General features: G+C 71.0%; 19 protein-coding genes. 8 read left to right on the top strand and 11 right to left on the bottom strand.

Annotated features, from left to right (window positions below):
* Positions 1 to 96: 96 nt before the first annotated feature.
* Positions 97 to 921 carry a maleylpyruvate isomerase family mycothiol-dependent enzyme gene (locus tag ACZ67T_RS09415; RefSeq protein ID WP_469982741.1) on the bottom strand — a complete coding sequence of 275 codons (825 nt, stop codon included), beginning with the start codon at positions 919 to 921 and terminating at the stop codon, positions 97 to 99.
* 177 nt (positions 922 to 1098) lie between these two features.
* Between ACZ67T_RS09415 and ACZ67T_RS09410 the strand changes: the two genes are divergently transcribed.
* Positions 1099 to 1896 (top strand): carbon-nitrogen family hydrolase, encoded by a 798-nt coding sequence (locus ACZ67T_RS09410; RefSeq protein ID WP_469982740.1) that lies wholly within the window; start codon positions 1099 to 1101, stop codon positions 1894 to 1896.
* Positions 1897 to 1914: 18 nt separating this feature from the next.
* Here the strand turns inward: ACZ67T_RS09410 and ACZ67T_RS09405 are convergent, their stop codons facing one another.
* The 3 genes from ACZ67T_RS09405 to ACZ67T_RS09395 all read right to left on the bottom strand — a co-directional run bounded on the left by ACZ67T_RS09405 (position 1915) and on the right by ACZ67T_RS09395 (position 4437).
* A complete protein-coding gene (locus ACZ67T_RS09405) occupies positions 1915 to 2409 on the bottom strand; it encodes an LURP-one-related/scramblase family protein (protein WP_469982738.1) in 495 nt (164 codons plus the stop codon).
* 42 nt (positions 2410 to 2451) lie between these two features.
* Positions 2452 to 3327 carry a YhjD/YihY/BrkB family envelope integrity protein gene (locus ACZ67T_RS09400; RefSeq protein ID WP_469982737.1) on the bottom strand — a complete coding sequence of 292 codons (876 nt, stop codon included), beginning with the start codon at positions 3325 to 3327 and terminating at the stop codon, positions 2452 to 2454.
* Positions 3328 to 3393: 66 nt separating this feature from the next.
* Positions 3394 to 4437, bottom strand: coding sequence for a GlxA family transcriptional regulator (locus ACZ67T_RS09395; RefSeq protein ID WP_469982735.1), 1044 nt, complete (start codon positions 4435 to 4437; stop codon positions 3394 to 3396).
* A gap of 51 nt (positions 4438 to 4488) precedes the next feature.
* Between ACZ67T_RS09395 and ACZ67T_RS09390 the strand changes: the two genes are divergently transcribed.
* Both ACZ67T_RS09390 and ACZ67T_RS09385 read left to right on the top strand, forming a co-directional pair.
* Complete coding sequence (locus ACZ67T_RS09390; RefSeq protein WP_469982734.1) at positions 4489 to 4890, top strand: cupin domain-containing protein; 402 nt, start codon at positions 4489 to 4491, stop codon at positions 4888 to 4890.
* Positions 4891 to 4905: 15 nt separating this feature from the next.
* On the top strand, positions 4906 to 6702 hold the full coding sequence (locus ACZ67T_RS09385; RefSeq protein WP_469982733.1) for an NHL domain-containing thioredoxin family protein: 1797 nt from the start codon (positions 4906 to 4908) through the stop codon (positions 6700 to 6702).
* Between the two features lie 165 nt (positions 6703 to 6867).
* On the opposite strand, the gene ACZ67T_RS09380 is transcribed toward ACZ67T_RS09385, so the two are convergent.
* Together ACZ67T_RS09380 and ACZ67T_RS09375 are read right to left on the bottom strand one after the other, a co-directional pair.
* Positions 6868 to 8193, bottom strand: a complete 1326-nt coding sequence (locus ACZ67T_RS09380) for a M18 family aminopeptidase (protein ID WP_469982732.1) — start codon at positions 8191 to 8193, stop codon at positions 6868 to 6870.
* A gap of 170 nt (positions 8194 to 8363) precedes the next feature.
* Positions 8364 to 10190, bottom strand: coding sequence for an acyl-CoA dehydrogenase (locus ACZ67T_RS09375; protein WP_469982730.1), 1827 nt, complete (start codon positions 10188 to 10190; stop codon positions 8364 to 8366).
* Positions 10191 to 10364: 174 nt separating this feature from the next.
* Here ACZ67T_RS09375 and ACZ67T_RS09370 point away from each other — a divergent pair, with 174 nt between their 5' ends.
* From ACZ67T_RS09370 to ACZ67T_RS09360, 3 genes are all read left to right on the top strand, one after another.
* Positions 10365 to 10832, top strand: coding sequence for an SseB family protein (locus ACZ67T_RS09370; RefSeq protein ID WP_100596474.1), 468 nt, complete (start codon positions 10365 to 10367; stop codon positions 10830 to 10832).
* 119 nt (positions 10833 to 10951) lie between these two features.
* Positions 10952 to 11914: a pirin family protein gene (locus tag ACZ67T_RS09365; protein ID WP_376255499.1), complete on the top strand. Its 963-nt coding sequence runs from the start codon at positions 10952 to 10954 to the stop codon at positions 11912 to 11914.
* Between the two features lie 76 nt (positions 11915 to 11990).
* On the top strand, positions 11991 to 13088 hold the full coding sequence (locus tag ACZ67T_RS09360) for an AI-2E family transporter (protein WP_469982729.1): 1098 nt from the start codon (positions 11991 to 11993) through the stop codon (positions 13086 to 13088).
* Here the strand turns inward: ACZ67T_RS09360 and ACZ67T_RS09355 are convergent.
* Positions 13028 to 15220 (bottom strand): ATP-binding SpoIIE family protein phosphatase, encoded by a 2193-nt coding sequence (locus ACZ67T_RS09355; protein WP_469982727.1) that lies wholly within the window; start codon positions 15218 to 15220, stop codon positions 13028 to 13030. The genes ACZ67T_RS09360 and ACZ67T_RS09355 overlap by 61 nt on opposite strands.
* A gap of 132 nt (positions 15221 to 15352) precedes the next feature.
* Here ACZ67T_RS09355 and aspS point away from each other — a divergent pair, with 132 nt between their 5' ends.
* Positions 15353 to 17122 carry an aspartate--tRNA ligase gene (gene aspS / locus ACZ67T_RS09350; protein ID WP_469982726.1) on the top strand — a complete coding sequence of 590 codons (1770 nt, stop codon included), beginning with the start codon at positions 15353 to 15355 and terminating at the stop codon, positions 17120 to 17122.
* Between the two features lie 151 nt (positions 17123 to 17273).
* Positions 17274 to 18188: an intradiol ring-cleavage dioxygenase gene (locus tag ACZ67T_RS09345; RefSeq protein WP_469982724.1), complete on the top strand. Its 915-nt coding sequence runs from the start codon at positions 17274 to 17276 to the stop codon at positions 18186 to 18188.
* 111 nt (positions 18189 to 18299) lie between these two features.
* Here ACZ67T_RS09345 and ACZ67T_RS09340 read toward each other — a convergent pair whose 3' ends face one another.
* The 4 genes from ACZ67T_RS09340 to ACZ67T_RS09325 all read right to left on the bottom strand — a co-directional run bounded on the left by ACZ67T_RS09340 (position 18300) and on the right by ACZ67T_RS09325 (position 23596).
* Positions 18300 to 18752 carry a hypothetical protein gene (locus ACZ67T_RS09340; RefSeq protein ID WP_469982723.1) on the bottom strand — a complete coding sequence of 151 codons (453 nt, stop codon included), beginning with the start codon at positions 18750 to 18752 and terminating at the stop codon, positions 18300 to 18302.
* A gap of 95 nt (positions 18753 to 18847) precedes the next feature.
* The gene (gene metG / locus ACZ67T_RS09335) at positions 18848 to 20560 is read right to left on the bottom strand and encodes a methionine--tRNA ligase (RefSeq protein ID WP_469982722.1); all 1713 of its coding nucleotides are present in this window, start codon (positions 20558 to 20560) and stop codon (positions 18848 to 18850) included.
* Between the two features lie 156 nt (positions 20561 to 20716).
* Entirely contained in the window at positions 20717 to 21730 is a 1014-nt protein-coding gene (gene adhP, locus ACZ67T_RS09330; RefSeq protein WP_469982721.1) for an alcohol dehydrogenase AdhP, read from the bottom strand.
* A 129-nt stretch (positions 21731 to 21859) separates the two neighbouring features.
* Complete coding sequence (locus ACZ67T_RS09325) at positions 21860 to 23596, bottom strand: VWA domain-containing protein (RefSeq protein WP_469982720.1); 1737 nt, start codon at positions 23594 to 23596, stop codon at positions 21860 to 21862.
* Positions 23597 to 23772: the final 176 nt, after the last annotated feature.

Genomic DNA, 23772 nt, shown 5'->3' with positions numbered 1-23772 from the left:
CCGCCCAAGACCCGGCCGCGTGATCGACGGGCCCCGGTTGCCGTTCCCGGCACCGGGGCCTTGCCCGTCCGCTCCGCCGCCCTGGCCCCGTAAGGGCTACGGCGTCGTGGACAGCGAGTTCAGGATCGCCCGGGCGAGGTCCAGGTCGCCCTCCGTCTTGACCCGGTCGGACACCGCGTCGGGCGTCACGCGGCCGCAGGCCAGCTTGACGAAGGTCTCCCAGTCGAGGGAGAGCGTGGCGGCCGGGCCCAGCGAGGGGGCGCCGTCGATCGTGCCGCGCCCGTCCGCGTCGACGCGGACCGTGCGCAGGAACTCGACCGGCCCGTGCACATCGAAGACCACCGCGGAGTTCGCGGGCGCCGACGCGTCCTTCGCGACGACCTTCGGCAGGACGGCGAGCAGCATGTCGCGCGTGACGTACGCGCCCGGCGAGTCGAGGTTGCCCGGCCGGCCGACGGCCGCGCGCAGGTCCTGCTCGTGCACCCACACGTCGAACGCCCTCTTGCGCATGGCGAATTCGAGGGTCTCTTCCGTGCCGAGCGGACCGCGCACCAGCGCGCCCGGCTCGCGCGACTCGTTGCGCAGCTGCCGGGAGCGCCGGATGATCGTGTACTCCAGCTCGGACGTCATCTCGGGCGCCGTGTGGTGGCGCCGCACGTCGACCTGCATCTCCATGTACCGCTGGTGCTCGTTCTGCACGTGGTACAGGTCGCGGGGCAGCGTGTGGATGGGCCGCGGGTCGCCGAGCATCTCGCAGTCGAGGCCGATGACATGGGACACGATGTCCCGCACCGACCAGCCGGGGCATGGCGTGGCCCGGCTCCATTCGCCCTCCACCAGGGGCGTCACCAGCTCGGATATCGCTTCGATGGAATGCGTCCAGGCATCGGCGTAGGACTGAAGACTGGGGTGGAGACTCACGGAACGGGACCCCTCGGGCGGTTGTGGCGCGGGCAGTGGGTGTCTTGGAAGCGTCTGCGGGGGTCCGGGGGGAACCCCCGGAAATGCACAGTACGCTGCTGGCAGGCACCCCGGCAGTGCTTTCGTGTGACGATCGTAGGCCCGTGTAGACGGCTCGAATGCCAGGACGGTGGTAGTGTGCGCGCCTCGCTCATCCAGATCCGCGTAGATGATGACGAATCGCCCAATTCCCGTCGACTGCGCGCCGCTTCGATGGTGCGGGATCAAGCCGGGTCCGCCGACCTCGTCGTCCTGCCCGAGCTGTGGACCACCGGCGCCTTCGCCTACGAGGCCTTCGCGACCGAGGCGGAGCCCCTGGAAGGCCCGACGTACGAGGCGATGGCGAAGGCCGCGAGCGACGCGGGCGTCTGGCTGCACGCGGGCACGATCCCCGAGCGCGACCCCGACGGGCCGCTCTACAACACCGCGCTCGTCTTCTCCCCGGACGGCGAACTCGCCGCCGCCTACCGCAAGATCCACCGCTTCGGCTTCGACAAGGGCGAGGCCGTGCTGATGGGCGCGGGCGAGGAACTCGTCACCGTACGCCTGCCGGAGACCGTCCTCGGCGTCACCACTTGCTACGACCTGCGCTTCCCCGAGCTGTACCGGGGCCTCGTCGACCGGGGCGCGGAGACGCTTCTCATCTCCGCCGGCTGGCCCGAGCGGCGCCGCGCGCACTGGACGCTGCTCGCCCAGGCGCGCGCCGTCGAGAACCAGGCGTACGTACTGGCCTGCGGCACCGCCGGTACGCACGCGGGGGTGCCGCAGGCCGGGCACAGCGTCGTCGTGGACCCCTGGGGCCAGATCATCGGGGAGGCGGGCGCCGACGAGGAGGTCCTCACCGTCGAGTTCGACGCAGCGGGCGTCGCCGGGACCCGCGAGCGGTTCCCGGCGCTCAAGGACCGGCGACTGGGGCTGGAGCCGCCTCGGCGGTGAGGAAGCCGTCAGCCGATGTCAGCCGACCCCTCGTTCCTTCTCCGCCAGGTGGATCACGCACACCGCGACGGCGATGATCAGTGCCGGGTCCGCGTCCTCGCGGATGACGTCGACGCCGTACGTGTCGCGGACCCGTAGCCAGCGACGGGAGATGTGGGCGAGCATCTCGCCGTCGTACTCGACGACGAACTCGCGGTCCAGGATCTTTCCGCTGACGTCGAGTTCGGTGCCGTCGATCAGTTCGACCCGGTAGTGGTTCCGCAGCAGCGACAGGCGCTTGCGCTTGATCTTGGCGAGGGCTTCGTCGCCGCGCTCGATGACCATCGTGTCGCGCAGGGCGAACATCTTCTCGTGGATGTCGATGAGCACCCGCCCGTCGGGCCCCTTCAGCTCGAAGGTGTCCCGCAGGCGCATCGCCTTGCCGTCGACGAGGAAGGCCTTGTGGCCCTGCTCGTCCTCGATCCAGTAGTCCTCGCCCACCGCGAAGAGCCGCTCTCGAACTTCGTATCTCATACGTCGAAGGGTGCCCGGCCCGCGCTAGGGAACTCTTCCCTCTCACCCGGGCGGCGGTGTTCCGAAGCGGCGGGCGAGGGGCCGTTCATGGGCGAGGACGTACCCCGTGGCGATCCCCACGCAGACGACCGTGAACAGCACGATGAGCCACGACAGCACGGTGAACACCATGCCGAGGGGGCCGAAGGCGGCCAGGGAACGGTTCAGCGTGAGCGGCATGTAGAAGCGCGACACCCAGGCCAGGACGACCACGCCGATGCCGGTCAGGACGGCGCCCGGCAGCAGTGGGAGCCACGCCACCCGGCTGCCGAGCAGCAGATGCTGCGTCCACCACCACAGCAGGATGCTCGACACGCACGACAGGGGCAGTCCGAGCCAGGCACCCGCTCCGAATCCGTCGCGCACCAGCCCTTGGACCACGAGGGCGGCCAGCCACACCAGGAGCCACACCACCCACCGCCACGCGATGAGACGCAGGCCCGCCGGCGGCAGGTGCCAGGAGCGCTCGCACACGCGTTGCAGGGCGCGGCTGCACGCGGTCGCCGACACCAGTGTGACAAGGATGCCGACGGTCCCGGAGGTCTCGCGCGTGGGGTCGTCGGTCGTCCCGAACGCCAGCCGCACCTGGTCGAGGGACGCCCCGGAGAGCCCGAGCGCATAGGTGGCCGAGTCGATGAGCTGGTCGCGTACGGACGGCGGGGCGAACGCGGCGACGGCGATGAACACCGGGATCGCCGTCAGAAAGGCCTGTGCGGCGAGCCGGGTCGAGGAGTCCAGGAGGCTCACGTCGACCATCTGCCGGGTCAGGCGTGTGATGAACGGCAGCCGTTCGCGCAGTTCGGCGGCCCGCCCGGCGCCCCACCGCGCGACCCTGGTCAGCTTGCCGGGGGGGCCGCCTCGTGAACTGTCGTCCGTCATAGCTGCCAAGCGTCGGCCACGTGCCACCCGCTCCGCCCGCAGACGCGCCGCCGGGACCCGTGGCGGCTATCGGGATGCGGTCCCGGGGTGTGGCAGCGCGGGCTCCGCGGGCCCCCGGCCGAACCTTCTCCGGTACGCCGACGGGCTCAGGCCCGTTTCCCGGCGGAGCCGGCCGCGCAGGTTCGCGGCGGTGCCCAGGCCGCTGCGGGCGGCGACCACGTCGAGGCGTTCCTCGCCGCGTTCGATGAGGCGGCAGGCGAGGGCGACCCGTTCGCCGGTGAGCCAGGCCAGCGGGGTGGTGCCGAGTTCGGAGCGGAAGCGGCGGTGCAGGGTGGCGGGGCTGACCGCGGCGCGCGCGGCGAGGTCGGCGACGCTCAGCGGCTCACCGATCCGCTCCTGCGCCCACGCGAGCAGCGGCGCGAGAGACTCGTCCGGCACCGCGGGCACGGGCCGCTCCACGAACTGCCGCTGGCCGCCGTCCCGGTGGGCGGCGAACACGAGCCGCCGCGACACCGCGTTGGCGATCTCGGCGCCGTGGTCGCGCCGTACGACGTGCAGCCCGAGGTCGAGCGCGGACGCGCTGCCGGACGCGGTGAGGATGTCGCCGTCGTCGACGAACAGCACGTCGGGTTCGAGCCGCACCTCGGGGAAGCGGGTGCGGAAGGAGTCCGCCCACATCCAGTGGCAGGCGGCCCGCCGCCCGTCGAGGAGCCCGGCCTCGGCGATGGTGAACGCGCCGGAGCAGAAACCGATGAGCCGTGCCCCCCGCGCATGCGCCCGGCGCACGGCACTGAGGACGGCGGGCCGCCGCGGCACGTCGGTGTCGGGCCGGTTGGGCACGATCAGCGTGTCCGCGGACTCGGCAGCGTCCAGGCCGGCCACGTCGGTCAGCGTGAAGAACCCGTCCCGCATCACCGTCCGCGTCTGCGGCGAGCAGAGCTGGAAGTCGTACAGCTCACGGCCGAGTTCGGGCCGGCGCAGGCCGAAGACCTCGATGGCGCAGGACAGCTCGAAGGGGTTGGAGTTCTCGTCGACGATCACCACGACGCGGTGTGGAGGGCGCCGCGGCGGGTTCTGCGACGAGGGGCGCTGCGAGGATTCTTTCGCCATATGCGATTTCTAGCACTCGCCGCGGCGCGGCGCCGGGCGCAGGATCGGCGTATGACCACTCGCGAGAACACGCCGATCGCCCTCGACGAGGCCCTGGCCTCCTTCGACGCCCTGTGGAGCCCGCGCATCGTGACGCGCGTCAATGACTACGACGTCCGCGTCGCGAAGGTCGAGGGGGACCACGTCTGGCACGTGCACGACGACACGGACGAGTTCTTCCTGGTCGTGGACGGCGAGCTGATCATCGCCCTGCGCGAGCCGGAGGGCGAGCGCGATGTCGTCCTGCCCCGGGGCTCGGTCTTCACGGTCTTGCGCGGGACGTGGCACAAACCGCGTTCCCCGAAGGGCGCCTCGATCCTTCTCCTGGAACCCACCGGCACCCCCACGGTCGGCGACCACCACGACGAGGTCCCCGATCACGTGGATGCCACTACGGGGCATGCGCTCGCTTAGTGGCACCCTTGACCCATGAACGATGTCGACCCCGCACCCCGTCGCGCCCGTGTCCGTGCCCCCGAACTCATCGGCAAGGGCGGCTGGCTCAATACGGGCGGTAAGCAATACACCCTGGCTGACCTGCGGGGACGCATCGTCATTCTGGATTTCTGGACATTTTGCTGTGTGAATTGCCTGCATGTCCTCGACGAGCTGCGTGAGCTCGAGGAGAAGCACCGGGACACCGTCGTGATCGTCGGGGTGCACTCCCCGAAGTTCGTGCACGAGGCCGAGCACTCCGCCGTGGTCGACGCCGTCGAGCGGTACAACGTCGAGCACCCCGTCCTCGACGACCCCGAGCTGGCGACCTGGAAGCAGTACGCCGTGCGGGCCTGGCCCACGCTCGCGGTGATCGATCCGGAGGGGTACGTCGTCGCGCAGCACGCCGGTGAGGGGCACGCCCACGCCATCGAGAAGCTGGTCGAGCAGCTGGAGGCGGAACACGGCGCGAAGGGGACGCTGCGCCGCGGCGACGGTCCGTACGTCGCGCCCGAGCCGGTCGCGACGGATCTGCGGTTCCCCGGCAAGGCGCTCGTGCTGCCGTCCGGGAACTTCCTGGTCTCCGACACGACCCGGCACCAGCTCGTCGAGCTGGCCGCGGACGGCGAGAGCGTCGTACGGCGGATCGGCTCGCCCGGCGAGTTCAACGAGCCGCAGGGCCTCGCGCTGCTCGACGACGCGACCGTCGTCGTGGCCGACACGGTGCATCACTCGCTGAAGGCCGTGGACCTCGCGAGCGGGGACGTCACGACGCTCGCGGGCACCGGCCGGCAGTGGTGGCAGGGCGCGCCGACCAGCGGCCCCGCCCTGGAGGTGTCGCTCTCGTCGCCGTGGGACGTCGCCGTCTTCGGCGGCAAGGTGTGGATCGCCATGGCGGGCGTGCACCAGCTGTGGACGTACGACCCGGAGACGAAGAGCGTCGCCGTGGCGGCGGGTACGACCAATGAGGGGCTCGTCGACGGGCCGGGGGCCGAGGCGTGGTTCGCGCAGCCCTCCGGGCTCGCGGCGACCGAGGAGCGGCTGTGGGTGGCCGACTCGGAGACGTCCGCGCTGCGGTACGTCGACCTGGACGGCACCGTGCACACGGCGGTCGGTACGGGCCTCTTCGACTTCGGGCACCGGGACGGCGCCGCCGGACAGGCGCTGTTCCAGCACCCGTTGGGCGTGACCGCCCTGCCGGACGGTTCGGTCGCCGTCTCGGACACGTACAACCACGCCCTGCGCCGCTACGACCCGGCGAGCGGTGAGGTCACCACGCTGGCCACGGACCTGCGGGAACCCAGTGACGCGGTGCTGGTGGGGGACGACATCGTCGTGGTGGAGTCGGCGCGGCACCGGCTGACGCGGCTGCGGCTTCCCGAGGAGGCCGTGCGGGTCGAGTCGGTCGCGCACCGGACGCAGCGCGCGGCGACCGAGGTCGCGGCGGGGAAGCTCCAGCTGGACGTGATCTTCCAGGCGCCGGCGGGTCAGAAGCTCGACACGCGGTACGGGCCCTCGACCCGGCTCCTGGTCTCCTCCACCCCGCCCGAGCTGCTGGTCGCGGGGGACGGGGCGGACACGGACCTGGCGCGCGAGCTGGTCCTGAACCCGGAGGTCACGGAGGGCGTCCTGCATGTGTCGGCGATGGCCGCCTCGTGCGACGACGACCCGGCCAACGAGTACCCGGCCTGCCACGTCCACCAGCAGGACTGGGGCGTGCCGGTCCGGCTCACCGAGGGTGGCGCGGACCGGCTGCCGCTGGTGCTCGCGGGCATGGACGACCGGGGCTGATCCGGGGCTGATCCGGGGCTGTCACGGGCTGATCCGGGCGGGGCAGAGACGGCCGGTCAGCCGGCGTACGGGCGCCAGGTGTTCCAGGAGAGCACCCCGGCGCTGTCGGCGCGCCTGCCGTCGTGCTCCACCTCGCCCGGCGTGGCCGGCCGCCTTCCCGTGAGGTCAGCCCTCCAGGAACGCCACCAGCGCGTTGGCGAGGAGGAACGGGTCGTCGGCGGCGCACAGTTCGCGGACGCTGTGCATGGAGAGGATGGCCACGCCGATGTCGACGGTCTTGATGCCGTGGCGGGCCGCCGTGATCGGGCCGATCGTGGTGCCGCAGGGCATGGCGTTGTTGGAGACGAACGACTGGAAGGGCACGCCGGCCTTCTCGCACGCGGCGGCGAACACGGCGCGGCCCGAACCGTCGGTGGCGTAGCGGTTGTTGACGTTGACCTTGAGGATGGGGCCGCCGCCGGCGCGCGGGTGGTGGGTGGGGTCGTGGCGCTCGGCGTAGTTGGGGTGCACGGCGTGCCCGGTGTCGGACGACAGACACACCGTCCCGGCGAAGGCGCGGGCCCTGTCCTCGTACGATCCTCCGCGCGCGAACACCGAACGCTCCAGGACGCTGCCGAGGAGCGGGCCGTCGGCGCCGGTGTCGGACTGCGACCCGTTCTCCTCGTGGTCGAACGCGGCGAGGACCGGGATGCAGGTGAGGTCGTCGGAGGCCGCTGCGGCGGCGAGCGCGGCCGTCGCGGCGTGCACGGACAGGAGGTTGTCCATGCGGGGTCCGGCGACGAGCTCCTTGTCGCGGCCGAGGTAGGAGGGCGCCTCGATGGGGTGCGTCATCAGGTCCCAGCCGGTGACGTCGCCCTCGGCGAGCCCGTGCTCCTCCTCCAGGAACCGGATCAGGTCGCCCTCGTGGACGTCGTTGCCGAGGCCCCAGATGGGCTGCATGTGCTTCTGCTTGTCGAGCTTGAGGCCGTCGGTGTGGACGGAGCGGTCCATGTGGATGGCGAGCTGCGGCACGCGCAGCAGCGCGCGGTCGATGTTCACGAGCCGCGTCGAGCCTCCCCCAGAGCCGGAAGCCTGGGAGGTGCCCCCACGCAGGGTGAGCCGGCCCGCGAGTCCGAGGTCCCGGTCGAGCCAGGAGTTGAGGAGCGGTCCGCCGTAGATCTCGACGGCGACCTGCCGCCAGCCCTGCGAGCCCATGTCGGGCAGCGGCTTGACGCGCAGGTTCGGCGAGTCGGTGTGGGCGCCGACGATGCGGAAGGGGGTGTGCGGCGCGGCGCCCTCGGGCACGTACCAGGCCACGATCGCGCCGCCGCGCGTCACGTACTTGCCGCCCGTCGTCCCGTCCCACGCGTCGGTCTCCGCGACCTGGCGGAATCCGGCCTTCTCCAGGCGCGCGGCCGCGTTCGCGACGGCGTGGTACGGCGAGGGGCTTGCCGCGAGGAAGGACATGAGGTCGTCGGTGTGACCGCGGTCGAAGCGGGAGGGGTTGCTCATGCGGGCCAGCCTAACGAGCCCCCGTCCCGGCGCGCCGGGTGTCCGCACGGGTGCGGTGGGGGACGTTCGGAGACCGTCGATCGCGATGACCGCGCATCCAGCTGACACGACAGCGCCGCCACCCGGGAGTGTCCGGGTGGCGGCGCTGATGACTACGGGCAGGCCGGAGGCTAGAACGCGGCCTCGTCCAGCTCCATCAGGTCGAGGTCGACCTTCTCGGAGAGGCGGCGCTCGAGGCCGACGCCCGGCAGGACGTTAGCGGCGAAGAACTTCGCGGCGGCGATCTTGCCCTGGTAGAAGGCCACGTCCTTGGCGGAGGCGGTCTCCAGCTTCTCGGCGGCGACGGCCGCTCCGCGCAGCAGCAGGAAGCCGACGACCACGTCGCCGGAGGCGAGCAGCAGGCGGGTGGTGTTGAGGCCCACCTTGTAGATGTTCTTGGTGTCCTGCTCGGTGGCCGCGAGGTCGGTCAGCATGACGCCGACGATGGCCTCCAGCTCGACGGCCGCCTTGGCGAGCGCCTCGCGGGCCGGGGCGAGCGCCTCGCCGCCCGTGCCGACCGCGAGGAACTTCTTGATCTCCTCGGCGAGGCCGTTGAGCGCGGCGCCCTGGTTGCGGACGATCTTCCGGAAGAAGAAGTCCTGGCCCTGGATCGCGGTGGTGCCCTCGTAGAGGGTGTCGATCTTGGCGTCGCGGATGTACTGCTCGATTGGGTACTCCTGGAGGTAACCCGAGCCGCCGAACGTCTGGAGCGACTGCGCCAGCTGCTCGTAGGCCTTCTCCGAGCCGTAGCCCTTCACGATCGGCAGGAGGAGGTCGTTGAGGGCGTGGAGCTGCGACGCGTCCTCGCCCGCGGCCTCCTTGACCGCGATGTCGTCCTGGACGGCGGCGGTGTGCAGCACGAGTGCGCGCATGCCCTCCGCGTACGCCTTCTGCGTCATGAGCGAGCGGCGCACGTCCGGGTGGTGCGTGATGGTGACCTTGGGGGCCGTCTTGTCCATGAACTGGGCCAGGTCGGGGCCCTGGACGCGCTCCTTGGCGTACTCCAGCGCGTTCAGGTAGCCCGTCGACAGCGTGGAGATCGCCTTCGTGCCGACCATCATGCGGGCGAACTCGATGATGCGGAACATCTGGCGGATGCCGTCGTGCTTGTCGCCGATGAGCCAGCCCTTGGCGGGGTGCTGGTCGCCGAACGTCATCTCGCACGTGTTGGACGCCTTGAGGCCCATCTTGTGCTCGACGTTCGTCGCGTAGACGCCGTTGCGCTCGCCCAGCTCGCCGGTCTCCCAGTCGAAGTGGAACTTCGGGACCAGGAAGAGGGAGAGGCCCTTGGTGCCGGGGCCGTGGCCCTCGGGGCGCGCGAGCACGTAGTGGAGGATGTTCTCCGACATGTCGTGCTCACCGGACGTGATGAAGCGCTTCACGCCCTCGATGTGCCAGGAGCCGTCCTCCTGCTGGACGGCCTTGGTGCGGCCGGCGCCCACGTCCGAACCGGCGTCCGGCTCGGTCAGGACCATCGTCGAGCCCCACTGCTTCTCGACGGCGATCTCGGCGACCTTCTTCTGCGCCTCGTTGCCCTCCTCGAAGAGGATGCCGGCGAAGGCCGGACCGGAGCAGTACATCCAGATCGCGGGGTTGGAGCCGAGCAGCAGCTCCGCGTAGGCCCAGATCAGGGAGCGCGGCGAGGTGGTGCCGCCGATCTCCTCGGGCAGGCCGAGGCGCCAGTACTCGGAGTCCATGAAGGCCTGGTACGACTTCTTGAAGCTCGCCGGTACCGGAGCGGTGTTGGTCTCGGGGTCGAAGACCGGCGGGTTGCGGTCGGCGTCCGTGAAGGACTCGGCCAGCTCGTTCTCGGCGAGGCGGGCGACCTCGTCGAGGATGCTCTTGGCGGTGTCGACGTCCATCTCCGCGAACGGGCCACTGCCGTACAGCTTGTCGCGCCCGAGCACCTCGAAGAGGTTGAACTCGATGTCGCGGAGATTCGACTTGTAGTGCCCCATGGCGACGGCTCCGTTTGGCTGGAAGCGGGATCTTCGTAAACACGCACTACTCGCAAGTAGCAAGTGCCTACGATGATGCTACCCGTCGGTAATAAGACGCAACCCCTGATCCGCCAATGTGAGCAGGGTCTAACGGCGTCCGCGCTCGGGCCCCGTCTCGGTAGTCTGGCCCTCATGTACGGCTACGACCAGACCGCGGGACCCGGGCAGCAGTACGCGCCGCCGCAGCAGGGCATGCAGGGCGGGTACGGCCAGCAGGCGCCGCCGCTGTATCCGGAGCCGTCGCCTCCGTCGCTGGCGGACGCGGTCCGCGCCTTCACCACGGGCTCGATGTCCGCCGAGGACTTCCAGCAGATCTTCGCGACGTCGAAGGTCTACTGCCCGCGCGGCGACAACCCCGGCTTCCTCGCGCTGCACAACACCCAGCAGCCGGTCATCCCGATGTTCACCTCCCTCAAGGAGCTGCGCAGGTACGCGGGCAAGGAGTCCAAGTACTTCGTGATCACCGGCGCCGAGGTGATCGACCTGCTCCCGACCGGGTACGGCTTCGTCCTCGACATGGAGGGCGAACACCGGATGGTCTTCGACGCCAAGGCGGTCGAGCAGATGGTCGACTTCGCGATGCGCCGCATGTACGGCTAGACGCCGCCGCACCAGCAGGCACCCAGGACGCCCGGAGGGAATTCCCTCCGGGCGTTCCGTGTCCCAGGTGGCAGAAAGTTCTACGTTCAACTAAACTCGGAGCACAAGGAGGTCCCGACATGCCTGCAGTGACCGTCGAAAACCCGCTGACCCTGCCCCGTGTGGCCGCGTCCGCCGACGCCGTGGCCCGCCCCGTGCTGGCCGTGACGACCGCGCCCAGCGGATTCGAGGGCGAGGGGTTCCCGGTGCGCCGAGCGTTCGCCGGGATCAACTACAAGTACCTCGACCCGTTCATCATGATGGACCAGATGGGTGAGGTGGAGTACGCGCCAGGAGAGCCCAAGGGCACGCCCTGGCACCCCCACCGCGGTTTCGAGACCGTCACCTACATCATCGACGGCACCTTCGTTCACCAGGACTCCAACGGTGGTGGCGGCACCATCACCAACGGCGACACCCAGTGGATGACGGCCGGCTCGGGCCTCCTGCACATCGAGGCGCCGCCGGAGGCGCTCGTCATGTCCGGCGGGCTCTTCCACGGCCTCCAGCTGTGGGTGAACCTCCCGGCCGCCGACAAGATGAAGGACCCCCGCTACCAGGACATCCGCGGTGGCCAGGTCAAGCTCCTCACCACCGCCGACGGCGGCGCCCTGCTGCGCGTCATCGCGGGTGAGCTCGACGGCCACGACGGCCCCGGCATCACGCACACGCCGATCACGATGGTCCACGCGACCGTCCGCCCCGGCGCCGAGCTGACGCTGCCGTGGCGCGAGGAGTTCAACGGCCTCGCGTACGTCCTCGCCGGCCGCGGCACCGTCGGCACCGACCGCAGGCCGGTCCACATGGGCCAGACCGCCGTCTTCGGCGCGGGTTCCTCGCTGACCGTCCGCGCGGACGAGACGCAGGACTCCCACACCCCGGACCTCGAGGTCGTCCTCCTGGGCGGCCGCCCGATCCGGGAGCCGATGGCGCACTACGGTCCGTTCGTCATGAACACCCGCGACGAACTCCAGCAGGCGTTCGAGGACTTCCAGGCGGGCCGGCTCGGGGTCATCCCGGGAGAGCGGATCCCGCACACGTAAGCGGTATCTGATTGTCCGTCACTCGCGTGGCCCCGCCCGGAAGGTCGGGGCCACGCGCGCGTGATGCCCTGTGAGGGTGCACACAGGTACAGGTCAGCCGCTTCTTCCCGAACCAGCCCGCCGCACCGCCGCCTGGTGCGTGGTCGCCCTGCTCGTCACCGGGGTCGCGGCCGTCGGTATCTGGCTGTGCACCGTCTTCAAGACGGCCGTCACGCCCCTGCTGCTCGCCCTGCTCGGCACGGCACTGCTCGGGCCGGTGCACGGCTGGCTGATGCGCAGGAGGGTCAACCGGGCGCTCGCCGCCGCCCTCACCTGCGTCGCCCTCGTCGCCGTCGTCGGCGGCGCCGGCTACGTCGTCGTCAAGACGCTCATCGAAACCGGTGACCAGATCGTCGACTCGGTGCGGGAGGCCGGCAACTGGATCAAGAGTCACTTCGGGATCACCGTGGCCGACGACCTCGGATCCGCCGCCGGCAGCCTCAAGAACCTGCTGTCCAAGTGGGGCGCCAGCGCCGCGAGCGGAGTGATCGCCGGGCTCTCCGTCCTCGGCTCGCTCCTCACGACCAGCGTTCTCGCCCTCCTGCTCACGTTCTTCTTCCTCAAGGACTCCGACCGCGCCGCGGGCCTCGCGCACAGCCTCGCGCCCGGACGCGTGGGGGAGATCCTGGAGGCAATGGGGCGGCGTGCCTTCCAGGCCGTCGAGGGCTTCATGCGCGGGACCACGCTGATCGCGCTCATCGACTCGGTCTGCATCACCGTCGGCCTGCTCGTCCTGCGGGTGCCCGGCGCGGTCGGGCTCGGCTCCCTGGTCTTCGTCACCGCGTACATCCCCTACCTCGGGGCGACGATCTCCGGGGCGGTGGCCGTCCTGGTGGCACTCGCCGACCGGGGCTGGGTGACCGCTCTGTGGGCGCTCGGCGTCATCCTGGCCGTGCAGCAGCTGGAGGGCCACATCCTTCAACCGATGATCCAGTCCCGCACCGTGCAGATGCATCCCGCGATGGTGATGCTGGCGATCACGGCGGGCGCCTCCGTCGCGGGCATTCTCGGGATGCTGCTCGCGGTGCCGGTGACGGCGGCCGCGTTCGGGGTGATCGGGGAGCTGCGCACGCGCTACTCCGCGGGCGAGGGGCCGTCCGGGGTTTCACGTGAAACCCCGGCCGAGGGCTCGTAGAGCTCGAACCAGATGCTCTTGCCCTCGCCTCTCGGGTCCACGCCCCAGCGGTCGGCGAGCAGCTCCATCAGGACGAGGCCTCGCCCGGACGAGGCGAGCTCTCCGGGGTGGCGCTTGTGCGGCAGGTCGTCGCTGGAGTCGGCGACCTCGGCGCGCACCCGCCGCGCGGGCCCGCCGGTGACCTCGGCGACCAGCAGCGCGTCGCCGTCCGTGTGGACCAGGACGTTGGTGAGCATCTCCGAGATCATCAGGACCGCCGAGTCGACCTGCTCCTCGTCGCTCCAGTCGTGCAGCAGCTCGCGCAGTTGCTGGCGGGCGGCGGCGACCCGCTCCGGCTCGGCCTGGGCGACGGTCATCGCGGTGCGGCGCGCGGGCACGGGCGCCTCGGGCAGGCCCGTCCTGGCGAGGAGGAGCACGGCTATGTCGTCCTCGCGCCGGTCGGCGAGCGGGCCCGTCGTGTAGTGCGAGGAGGGGCCGTGCACGGCCCGTACGAGCGCGTCGGCGAGGTCCTCCAGGCTGGCGGGGTCGGTGGGCTGCTCCCCGTGCTCCTCGAGGATGCCGCGGATGCGCGCCCAGCCGGTGTCGAGGTCGTGGCCGCCCGTTTCGATGAGGCCGTCGGTGCAGATCAGCAGGGTGTCGCCGGGTTCGAGGGCGAGCCGGGTCGTGGGGTAGTCGGCGTCGGGGTCGACGCCGAGGGGCAGCCCGCCCGCGGTGGGGCGCACCAGGACCGTCCCGTCGGTCATGCGTATCGCGGGGTCGGGATGGCCCGCGCGGGCGATCTCCAGGATTCCCGTTTTCGGGTCGGCCTCCACGTACAGACAGGTCGCGAAGCGCGGGTCGCCCGCCTCCGAGCCCTTCTCGACGCCCTTGCCGGGGCCGCCCGTGGAGCCGTACGTGATGGAGTCGGTGACCCCGCACAGGAAGCGCGAGGCGCGGGAGAGGACGGCGTCCGGGCGGTGCCCCTCGGACGCGTACGCCCGCAGCGCGATCCGCAGCTGTCCCATCAGGCCCGCGGCCCGCACGTCGTGCCCCTGCACATCGCCGATGACGAGCGCGATGCGCCCGGTCGGCAGCGGGATCATGTCGTACCAGTCACCGCCGACCTGAAGGCCGCCGCCGGTCGGGACATAGCGGGCGGCGACGCTCATCCCCGGGATGTCGGGGCCGAGCGTCGGCATCATCGAGCGCTGGAGCCCGTCGGTCAGCTCCCGCTCCGACTCGGTGATCCCGGCGCGCGACAGGGCCTGTGCCAGCATCCGCGCCACCGTCGTCAGGACGGAGCGCTCGTCGGGTGTGAAGGACACCGGGTAGGTGAACGCCGCCATCCAGGTGCCGATGGTGCGGCCGGCGACGATGAGTGGCAGGAACGCCCAGGACTGCCGCTGGAAGCGCCGGGCCAGCGGCCAGGCGGCCTGGTAGCGCAGGCGGTACTGCTCGGGCGACGACAGATAGACGGCGCGGCCGGTGCGCACCACCTCGGCGGCCGGATAGTCGGTGTCCAGGGGCATGTCCGTGAAGGGCCCCTCCTCGCCCGGTTCGTGCCCGTGGTGCCCGATGACGGTGAGCCGGTCGCCGCCGACGCCGAAGACGGCGAGGCCGTCCGGCGAGAACCCCGGCATGGAGAGCCCGGCCGCGACGCGCAGGACCTCCTCGGTGGATCCCGCCTCGGCGAGCGCCCGCCCGGCGTCCAGCAGGAACGCCTCACGGGAGCGCCGCCAGTCGCCGGTCACGGGGGTGAGCGCGGCGGACCCGGGCGTGGGCTCGCTGACCTCCTGGAGCGTGCCGATCAGCTCGAACGCGTGCGGGTCGCCGTGCACGATCGGCTTGGAACGGCTGCGTACGGTCCTGATGACCACGCCCTGGTCGTCCATGATCCTCATCCGGGCCTCGGCGAGGGTGCCCTCGGCGACGGCGAGCTGGACGACGCCGTCGATCTCGTTCCAGTCGACGGGGTGGAAGCGGGACCGTACGGCGGCCTCCGTCAGCGTCACCGGGCATTCGGGCAGGCCGAGCAGCCGGGCCGCCTCCGCGTCGAAGGTGACCAGCCCGGCCCGGTTGTCCCACCGCCACACACCGGTGTCGAGGGCGGCGAGAACGTCCCCCACGGGAGGCAGGGGGTCACCAGTGCGCATGGCCCCACTCTAAGAAGAGGTGATCGTGGACGGCCACCGAGACTATTCGCAGAGCGATCATGAGGCGGCCGGTACCCTGGGGCTTCGGGCATGCCCGGCCAATCCCCAATCGCAAAGACTGGATGAACGACGATGCATCGGTACAGGTCCCACACCTGCGGCGAGCTCCGCGCCTCTGACGTCGGATCCGACGTCCGGCTGAGCGGCTGGCTGCACAATCGGCGCGACCTGGGCGGCATCCTCTTCATCGATCTGCGCGACCACTACGGGATCACGCAGCTCGTCGCCCGTCCCGGCACCGCCGCCGCCGAGGTCCTCGACAAGCTGACCAAGGAGACGGTCGTCCGCGTCGACGGCAAGGTCGTCTCGCGCGGCGCCGACAACGTCAACTCCGAGCTGCCCACGGGCGAGATCGAGATCGAGGCCGCCGAGGTCGAGGTGCTCGGCGCGGCCCAGCAGATCCCGTTCACGATCAACGCGGACGACGGGGTGAACGAGGAGCGGCGCCTGGAGTACCGCTTCCTCGACCTGCGCCGCGAGCGCATGCACCGCAACATCATGCTGCGCTCGTCCGTCATCGCCTCCATCCGCTCCAAGATGGTGGCCCTCGGCTTCAACGAGATGGCGACGCCGATCCTCAGCGCCACCTCCCCGGAGGGCGCCCGCGACTTCGTCGTCCCCTCGCGCCTGAACCCGGGCAAGTTCTACGCGCTGCCGCAGGCCCCGCAGCAGTTCAAGCAGCTGCTGATGATCTCGGGCTTCGACCGCTACTTCCAGATCGCGCCCTGCTTCCGTGACGAGGACGCCCGCGCGGACCGTTCGCCCGGCGAGTTCTACCAGCTCGACGTGGAGATGTCCTTCGTCGAGCAGGAGGACGTCTTCCAGCCGATCGAGAAGCTCATGACCGAGCTCTTCGAGGAGTTCGGCGGCGGCCGGCACGTCACGTCCCCGTTCCCGCGGATCCCGTTCCGCGAGTCGATGCTCAAGTACGGCTCGGACAAGCCGGACCTGCGCGCCCAGCTCGAGCTGGTCGACATCTCGGACGTCTTCGCGGGCTCCGAGTTCAAGGCGTTCGCCGGGAAGCACGTGCGCGCGCTGCCCGTCCCGGACACCGCGTCGCAGTCCCGCAAGTTCTTCGACGGCCTCGGTGACTACGCGGTCGAGCAGGGGGCGAAGGGTCTCGCCTGGGTCCGCGTCGCCGAGGACGGGTCCCTCACGGGCCCGATCGCGAAGTTCCTCACGGACGAGAACGTCAAGGTCCTCACCGAGCGCCTCGGCCTGAAGGCCGGCCACGCCGTCTTCTTCGGCGCGGGCGAGTTCGACGAGGTCTCCAAGATCATGGGCGCCGTCCGTGTCGAGGCCGCCAAGCGCGCCGGGCACTTCGAGGAGGGCGTCTTCCGCTTCTGCTGGATCGTCGACTTCCCGATGTACGAGAAGGACGAGGACACCGGGAAGATCGACTTCTCGCACAACCCGTTCTCCATGCCGCAGGGCGGCCTCGAGGCCCTGGAGACCAAGGACCCGCTGGACATCCTGGGCTGGCAGTACGACATCGTCTGCAACGGCGTGGAGCTGTCCTCCGGCGCGATCCGGAACCACGAGCCCGAGATCATGCTCAAGGCCTTCGAGATCGCGGGCTACGACCGTGACACCGTCGAGGAGCAGTTCGCGGGCATGCTCCGCGCGTTCCGCTTCGGCGCCCCGCCGCACGGCGGGATCGCCCCCGGCGTCGACCGCATCGTCATGCTCCTCGCCGACGAGCCGAACATCCGCGAGACCATCGCGTTCCCGCTCAACGGCAACGCGCAGGACCTGATGATGGGCGCGCCCACGGAGCTCGACGAGACGCGCCTGCGCGAGCTGAACATCCAGCTCCGCAAGCCGGTGGCCGAGAAGAAGTAACGCCCGCCAGTCTCCGAAGGGGCCGGAACCGCTGATCGGTTCCGGCCCCTTCGCTGTGCGCACTCACAGCCCATGCCCATGTCCCTGACAGGTGGCGGTCCTAGCTTCGCTTCCCATGACAGAGACTCAGGGACCAGCGCACAAACGAGACATGACCCGCAGGAAGGTCATCCTCGCGGGCGGAGCCGCCGTGGCGGCCGTCGGCGTCGGGGGCTCCATCGCCGCCAACGCGTTCGCCGGGGAGACGGACACCGCCGACAGCAAGTCCGAGGCGGACTCCTGCTACAAGCTCACCTCGGAGACCACCGAGGGCCCGTACTACATCGACGCGGACAAGCTCCGCCGTGACATCACGGAGGACAAGGAGGGCATCCCGATGGTCCTCCGCCTCAAGGTGATCGACGCCGAGACCTGCAAGCCCCTGCGGAACGCGGCGGTCGACATCTGGCACTGCGACGCGCTCGGGATCTACTCCGGGTACGAGTCCCTCTCCACCGGAGGCGGCGGTGGCACGCCCCCGAGCGGCGCCCCGAGTGACGCCCCGAGCGGCGCTCCGACCGACCAGCCGTCCGGCACCCCGACGGGCGCCCCGCCCGGGGGCGGTGGCGGCGGGCACGAGGAGCCCACCGACGACGAGCGGTATCTGCGGGGCACCTGGAAGACGGACAAGCACGGCAGCGTCGAGTTCAGGACGATCTTCCCCGGCTGGTACCGGGGCCGTGCCGTGCACATCCACACCAAGGTCCATGTGGACGGCAAGTGGACCGACGCCGGCTACGAGGGCGGGCACACCTGCCACACCGGCCAGTTCTTCTTCGAGGAGGCCGCGGTCATCGCCTCCGGGAAGGTCGCGCCGTACTCGACGAGCACGACCGAGCGCACGACGCTGACCGAGGACACGATCTACGACCAGAGCGGGACGACCGGCGGGCTGCTGAAGCTGACGTACGGCAAGGGGCGTATCGCGAAGGGCGTCATCGGGTCGATCACGATGGCCGTGGCACCCGACGAGACGCACGACAGCACGGACACACAGCCGGGCGCTTCCGCGTCGACGGCTTCCTGACGGGCGCCGCCGCGGGCTGCGCTTCCGCGTCGACGGCTTCCTGACGGGCGCCGCCGCGGGCTGCGCTTCCGCGTCCACGGCTTCCTGACGGGCGCCGGCGCGGGCCGCAGCTCAGGTGTCGTACCGGCCGTCCCACGGTTCGCCGAAGCCGAGGCGGTCCGGGTAGAGCTCGGCCCAGCCGCCCTCCTCGTCGTCCTCGGCGATCAGGCCGAACAGCACGCGGTCGACCGCGAGCCGGAAGGGGCGGACGGCGATGTCGGCGTAGGTGCGGCCGGGCAGCGCTGCCAGGAGTTTGTCCAAGTGGGCATGGGCCTGGGCGAGTTCGGCCCCCGCGGCCCAGGTTCCCGCGCACCAGATCTCCGAGTCGCGGTACCGGCCCGAGTCGTCGAACGTGTGGAGCACCGCGTAGAGCCGCTTGTGCTCCTCCCAGCCGTCGTCGGGGCGGTAGCCCTCGGGGAAGGCGTAGGTGACCGTGGCCAGGAACTGGCCGTCCGCGTACCGGCCGATGGTGGCGGTGCGGTGGTCCGGCTCGTGGGCGATCGGGATGGTTGCGGGAACTGGCATGGCGAAACCCTAATCGCGGTCGTGAACATGCCAGTAGCGGGGTACGGCAAAGGGGTGCGAGGACCGGTCCTCGCACCCCTTTCCCGCGGAATGTCTTACTCCGGAGCGCCGCCGAAGCGCTCGCGGTAGGACTCCAGGTCCTCCTCGGTGATCTTCGCGAAGAGCACCGGCGGGACCGTGAAGGCCGTGCCCGCGGGGACGGTGTCCAGGGCCTTGGCCTGATCGGCGGTGACCCACGTGGCCGTGTCGTCGGCCAGCGCGAACGCGCCGCGCATCGCCTTCGACGAGGCCGGGATGAAGGGCTCGGACACGACCGCGTACAGGTGGATGAGGTTCATCGCCGTACGCAGCGTGAGGGCCGCGGCCTCCGGGTCGGTCTTGATCTCCAGCCAGGGGGCCTTCTCCTCCAGGTAGGAGTTGCCCGCGGACCACAGGGCGCGCAGCGCGGACGCGGCCTTGCGGAACTGGAGGGCCTCCATCTGGGCCTCGTACTCGGCGAGCAGCGCGGCGATCTCCGTACCGAGCTTCGCCTCCGCCTCGCCGGCCTCCTTGCCCGCCGGCACGTCGTCACCGAAGCGCTTGCGGGAGAAGGACAGGACGCGGTTCACGAAGTTGCCGAGGGTGTCGGCGAGGTCCTTGTTCACCGTGGCCGCGAAGTGCTCCCACGTGAAGGAGGAGTCGTCGGACTCCGGCGCGTTGGCGATGAGGAAGTAGCGCCAGTAGTCGGCCGGCAGGATCTCCAGGGCGGCGTCCGTGAAGATGCCGCGCTTCTGCGACGTGGAGAACTTGCCGCCGTAGTACGTCAGCCAGTTGAAGGACTTGAGGTAGTCGACCTTCTTCCAGGGCTCCCGCACACCCATCTCCGTGGCGGGGAACATGACGCTGTGGAACGGGACGTTGTCCTTGGCCATGAACTGCGTGTACCGGACGTCGTCGGCCGCGTACCACCACGACTTCCAGTCACGGTTCGCCGGGTCCTGGTCCGCCCACTCCTTCGTCGAGCCGATGTACTCGATCGGGGCGTCGAACCAGACGTAGAAGACCTTGCCCTCGGCGGCCAGCTCCGGCCACGTGTCGGCCGGGACGGGCACGCCCCAGTCCAGGTCACGGGTGATCGCGCGGTCGTGCAGGCCCTCGGTCAGCCACTTGCGGGCGATGGAGGAGGCCAGCTGCGGCCACTCGCCCGCGGTCTGCGCGATCCACTCCTCGACCTCGACCTGCAGCTTCGACTGGAGCAGGAAGAGGTGCTTCGTCTCGCGGACCTCCAGGTCCGTGGAGCCGGAGATCGCCGAGCGCGGGTTGATCAGGTCGGTCGGGTCCAGGACGCGCGTGCAGTTCTCGCACTGGTCGCCGCGGGCCTTGTCGTAGCCGCAGTGCGGACATGTGCCCTCGACGTAGCGGTCCGGCAGGAAGCGGCCGTCGGCAGGCGAGTACACCTGACGGATCGCGCGCTCCTCGATGAAGCCGTTCTCGTTGAGCCGGCGCGCGAAGTGCTGCGTGAGCTCCGCGTTCTCCGGGGACGAGCTGCGGCCGAAGTGGTCGAAGGCCAGGCCGAAGCCGTCGTACACGGCCTTCTGCACGTCGTGCGCCTGTCCGCAGAACTCGGCGACCGGCAGGCCCTGCTCCTTCGCGGCCAGCTCGGCGGGCGTGCCGTGCTCGTCGGTGGCGCAGATGTACAGGACGTCGTGGCCGCGCTGGCGGAGGTACCGGGAGTACACGTCCGCCGGGAGCATGGACCCCACCATGTTGCCCAGGTGCTTGATTCCGTTGATGTACGGAAGGGCGCTGGTGATGAGGTGTCGAGCCATCGGGGGCTGCTCCCAAGTCGCTGCGTGCGGTGACGGTGTACGTCAGTCGAATCAAAGAATCGTAGCCGACACGGCGGGGCCGCCCTGCCCGGTATTTACGGGGTGGACGGCCCCGGGGGGTGCGGAGCGGGCGCGGGCGCGGCGCGTCTGTGGTGTCTAGCGGAAGTCGAAGACCAGCCGGGCCGTGACCCGGCCCGCCAGGATGTCCTCGATCGCCTCGTTGACCTCCTTGAGCCTGCGCTGCTCGCGGATGACACGGGTACGGCCGAGGCGGTGCAGCTGGAAGACCTCGGCGAGGTCCTGCCGGGTGCCGACGATCGAACCGATGACGCTCTTGCCGTCGAGCACGTGCTCGAAGACGGGCAGCTCCAGCTTGCCGCCGGCCGGCAGCGCGACCAGTACCAGCGTGCCGTGCCTGCGCAGCGAGCCGTACGCCGCCCGGAGCGACGCGTTCGAGACGGCGAGCCCGATCGCGACGTCGGCGCCGCCCAGCCCGTGCACCGCCTCGGCGACGTCCTGGCTGCGGGCGTCGATGACATGGTCGGCGCCCAGCTCGTGCGCGAGGCGCAGCTTGTCGTCGGTGACGTCCACGGCGACGGTCTCCGCGCCCGCGATCCGCGCGTACTGGAGCGCGAGGTGGCCGAGGCCGCCGATCCCGGAGATCAGCACGCGCTTGCCGGGGCCCGCGCCCGACACCTTCACGGCCTTGTACGTCGTCACTCCCGCGCAGGTCAGCGGGGCGGCGTCCAGGGGGTCGAGGCCGTCGGGGACCTTCACGACGTAGTCGCCGTGCGCGACCGCGTACTCCGAGAAGGAGCCGTCGACCGAGTAGCCGCTGTTGCGCTGCTTCAGACAGAGCGTCTCCCAGCCGGACACGCAGTGGTCGCAGTGGCCGCACGCCTCGCCCAGCCAGGCGATGGCGACCCGGTCGCCGACGTTGATGTGGCCGACCCGCTCGCCCAGGTCCTCCACGATCCCGATGCCCTCGTGGCCCGGGACGAACGGCGGGGTCGGCTTGACCGGCCAGTCACCGGCGGCGGCGTGGATGTCCGTGTGGCACAGCCCGCTCGCCTCCATACGGACGAGGACCTGGTGCGCCGCCGGCCGCGGGATCACGCGGTGCTGGATCTCCAGGGGCCGGGTGAAGCCGGTGACTACGGCGGCCTTCATGGTGCGCGGTCCTTCCCTCGGTGCCGGAATTCCTCAAGCTTCTCCCGATTCGGGGGGAACGGCGCGGGGGAAACGGCGGCGCCCCCTGTCCCACGGAGGCGGGGACAGGGGGCGCGGAGGGCGCGGGGGTCAGGCCTGCTGCGAGCTCAGCCACTGCGGCAGGTCGGCGAGCAGCCCCTCGTACAGCTCGGTGTCCGTGAGCTCGCGGGGGGTGGGGCCCGCGTGGAAGAACGCGGCGTTGGGGGCCTTCAGCTTGCGCAGGTAGTCGAAGCCCTTGGCGTCGTGCTCGCCGAACGCGACGAACGAGAAGAACAGCGGGTGCCGGGCCGCGTCCGCGAGGGCCTGGTTGGCCGGGCCCTTCGCGTCCGGTGCGCCGTCCGTCTGGAAGACGACCAGGGCGGGCGTCTGCGACTGCGACTTCTCGTGGTGCGCCACGACCTCTTCGATCGCGCGGTGGTAACTGGTACGGCCCATGTGGCCGAGCGACGCGTGCAGCTCGTCCACGCGGCCCTCGTGCCCGTCGAGGGTGAGCTCGCCGGTGCCGTCGATGTCGGTGGAGAAGAAGACGACGTGCACGGTCGCCTCGGGGTCGGTGTGCGCGGCCAGCGCGAGCACCTGTTCACCGAGTGCCTGTGCGGAGCCGTCCTTGTAGTACGGCCGCATCGACCCGGACCGGTCGAGCACGAGATAGACGGTGGTGCGAACCCCCGCGAGGTCCTGCTTCTTGAGCGCGCTTCCGGCCGCCTTGTAGGCAGCGGCGAGCCCGGGGGCCCGCGACTTGACCCGGGTGAGGGGGAGGGCGGGGGCCTCCGGCTCGGGGGCGGCGACAGCCTCCGGCTCGGGCTGGGGGTCGGTGACGGCCTCGGGCTCGGGGGCGGCGACGGGCTCGGCTGCTGCGGCGACCGGCTCGGCGGCGGGCTCGGGCTCGGGGGCGGCGGCGGGCTCGGTGTCGGCTTCCGGCTTGGTCTCGGCGACGGGCTCGGGGGCCGCGTCGGCCTCGGCCCTCGCCTTCGGCTCGGCGACAGGCTCTGCGACAGCCTCCGCGTCCGCCTCGATCTCGGCGGCGATCTCGGCGGCGGTCTCGGCGGCGGTCTCCGGCTCGGTCTCGACGGTGGCCTCAGGAGCCGCGTCCACCTCAACCTCGGCCTTCGGCTCGGTGGGCTCGGCGGCAGCCTTCGCCTCTGCCTCTGCGACGGGCTCCGCGACAGCCTCGGCCTCCGCCTCGACGACGGGCTCCGCGCTCTCGGCGACCGGTTCCGCTTCGGTCTCGACGGCGGCCTCGGGCTCCGGCTCCGTCTCGGCGACGGGCTCGGCGGCAGCCTCCGGCTCGGGCTCTGCGACAGCCTCCGGGGTGGCCTCGGGCTCCGGCTCCGTCTCAGCGACGGGCTCGGCAGCAGCCTTCGGGGCGGCCTCGGTCTCGGCGGTGGCCTCGGGGGCCGCGTCCGCCTCGCTCTTCGCCTCAGCTTCGGCGAGGGGCTCCGCGGCAGCCTCCGCCTCGGCGGCGGGCGCAGCGGAAGGCTCCGCGCGCTCCGCGACCGGTTCCGCCTCCGCGACACCCTCCGGGGCCGTCTCCGTGACCGGCTCGGCGGCGGCCGAAGCCGTCTCCTCGTCCACCGGCGAAGACGGCTTCGGGACCTTTACGTTGTCGAAGGCCGCCGCCACCAGGTCGTCCGCCTCGCGCGTCGAGGGCGCGGGCGTCGGCTCGGCCGACGGTGCGGGCACCTTCGCCTTTGCCTCGGCGGGCGGCGCCGTCTCGCCGGCCGGTGCCGGGACCGTCGCCTCGGGTGCGGCGGTCGCCGCCTCGTCACCCCGCGAGGACTTCCGCGGCCTTCCGAACGCGTTCCGCAGGAGATTCCGAATGCCCATGTGCGCAACCCTTCGCATGAGTTGGTTTCCGTAACCCCTGGCCAGGGCGGACACGTAAGGTTAGCCGCCACGTTCCGTGATCTTGGGCAGGGTCGCCCACCCGGGCGAAGGGCGTCCAACTGCCGCACGCCCGGCACAGGTTCACCGCTCGTTCACCCACCGTCCCCCTCCGCGCT

This window comes from Streptomyces sp. NPDC107517, assembly GCF_055582645.1.
Note: the sequence above shows the minus strand (reverse complement) of the source record. Positions and strands in the feature narration are given on the sequence as shown.

What these genes read in the sequence shown, in the direction of transcription:
- ACZ67T_RS09380 (WP_469982732.1), bottom strand. Translation starts at nt 8,193, where the DNA reads ATGAGCAACCCCTCCCGCTTCGACCGCGGTCACACCGACGACCTCATG.
- ACZ67T_RS09370 (WP_100596474.1), top strand. Translation starts at nt 10,365, where the DNA reads ATGTACGGCTACGACCAGACCGCGGGACCCGGGCAGCAGTACGCGCCG.
- ACZ67T_RS09355 (WP_469982727.1), bottom strand. Translation starts at nt 15,220, where the DNA reads ATGCGCACTGGTGACCCCCTGCCTCCCGTGGGGGACGTTCTCGCCGCC.
- ACZ67T_RS09405 (WP_469982738.1), bottom strand. Translation starts at nt 2,409, where the DNA reads ATGAGATACGAAGTTCGAGAGCGGCTCTTCGCGGTGGGCGAGGACTAC.
- ACZ67T_RS09345 (WP_469982724.1), top strand. Translation starts at nt 17,274, where the DNA reads ATGACCCGCAGGAAGGTCATCCTCGCGGGCGGAGCCGCCGTGGCGGCC.
- metG (WP_469982722.1), bottom strand. Translation starts at nt 20,560, where the DNA reads ATGGCTCGACACCTCATCACCAGCGCCCTTCCGTACATCAACGGAATC.
- ACZ67T_RS09375 (WP_469982730.1), bottom strand. Translation starts at nt 10,190, where the DNA reads ATGGGGCACTACAAGTCGAATCTCCGCGACATCGAGTTCAACCTCTTC.
- ACZ67T_RS09400 (WP_469982737.1), bottom strand. Translation starts at nt 3,327, where the DNA reads ATGACGGACGACAGTTCACGAGGCGGCCCCCCCGGCAAGCTGACCAGG.
- adhP (WP_469982721.1), bottom strand. Translation starts at nt 21,730, where the DNA reads ATGAAGGCCGCCGTAGTCACCGGCTTCACCCGGCCCCTGGAGATCCAG.
- ACZ67T_RS09325 (WP_469982720.1), bottom strand. Translation starts at nt 23,596, where the DNA reads ATGGGCATTCGGAATCTCCTGCGGAACGCGTTCGGAAGGCCGCGGAAG.
- ACZ67T_RS09395 (WP_469982735.1), bottom strand. Translation starts at nt 4,437, where the DNA reads ATGGCGAAAGAATCCTCGCAGCGCCCCTCGTCGCAGAACCCGCCGCGG.
- ACZ67T_RS09390 (WP_469982734.1), top strand. Translation starts at nt 4,489, where the DNA reads ATGACCACTCGCGAGAACACGCCGATCGCCCTCGACGAGGCCCTGGCC.
- ACZ67T_RS09385 (WP_469982733.1), top strand. Translation starts at nt 4,906, where the DNA reads ATGAACGATGTCGACCCCGCACCCCGTCGCGCCCGTGTCCGTGCCCCC.
- ACZ67T_RS09340 (WP_469982723.1), bottom strand. Translation starts at nt 18,752, where the DNA reads ATGCCAGTTCCCGCAACCATCCCGATCGCCCACGAGCCGGACCACCGC.
- ACZ67T_RS09365 (WP_376255499.1), top strand. Translation starts at nt 10,952, where the DNA reads ATGCCTGCAGTGACCGTCGAAAACCCGCTGACCCTGCCCCGTGTGGCC.
- aspS (WP_469982726.1), top strand. Translation starts at nt 15,353, where the DNA reads ATGCATCGGTACAGGTCCCACACCTGCGGCGAGCTCCGCGCCTCTGAC.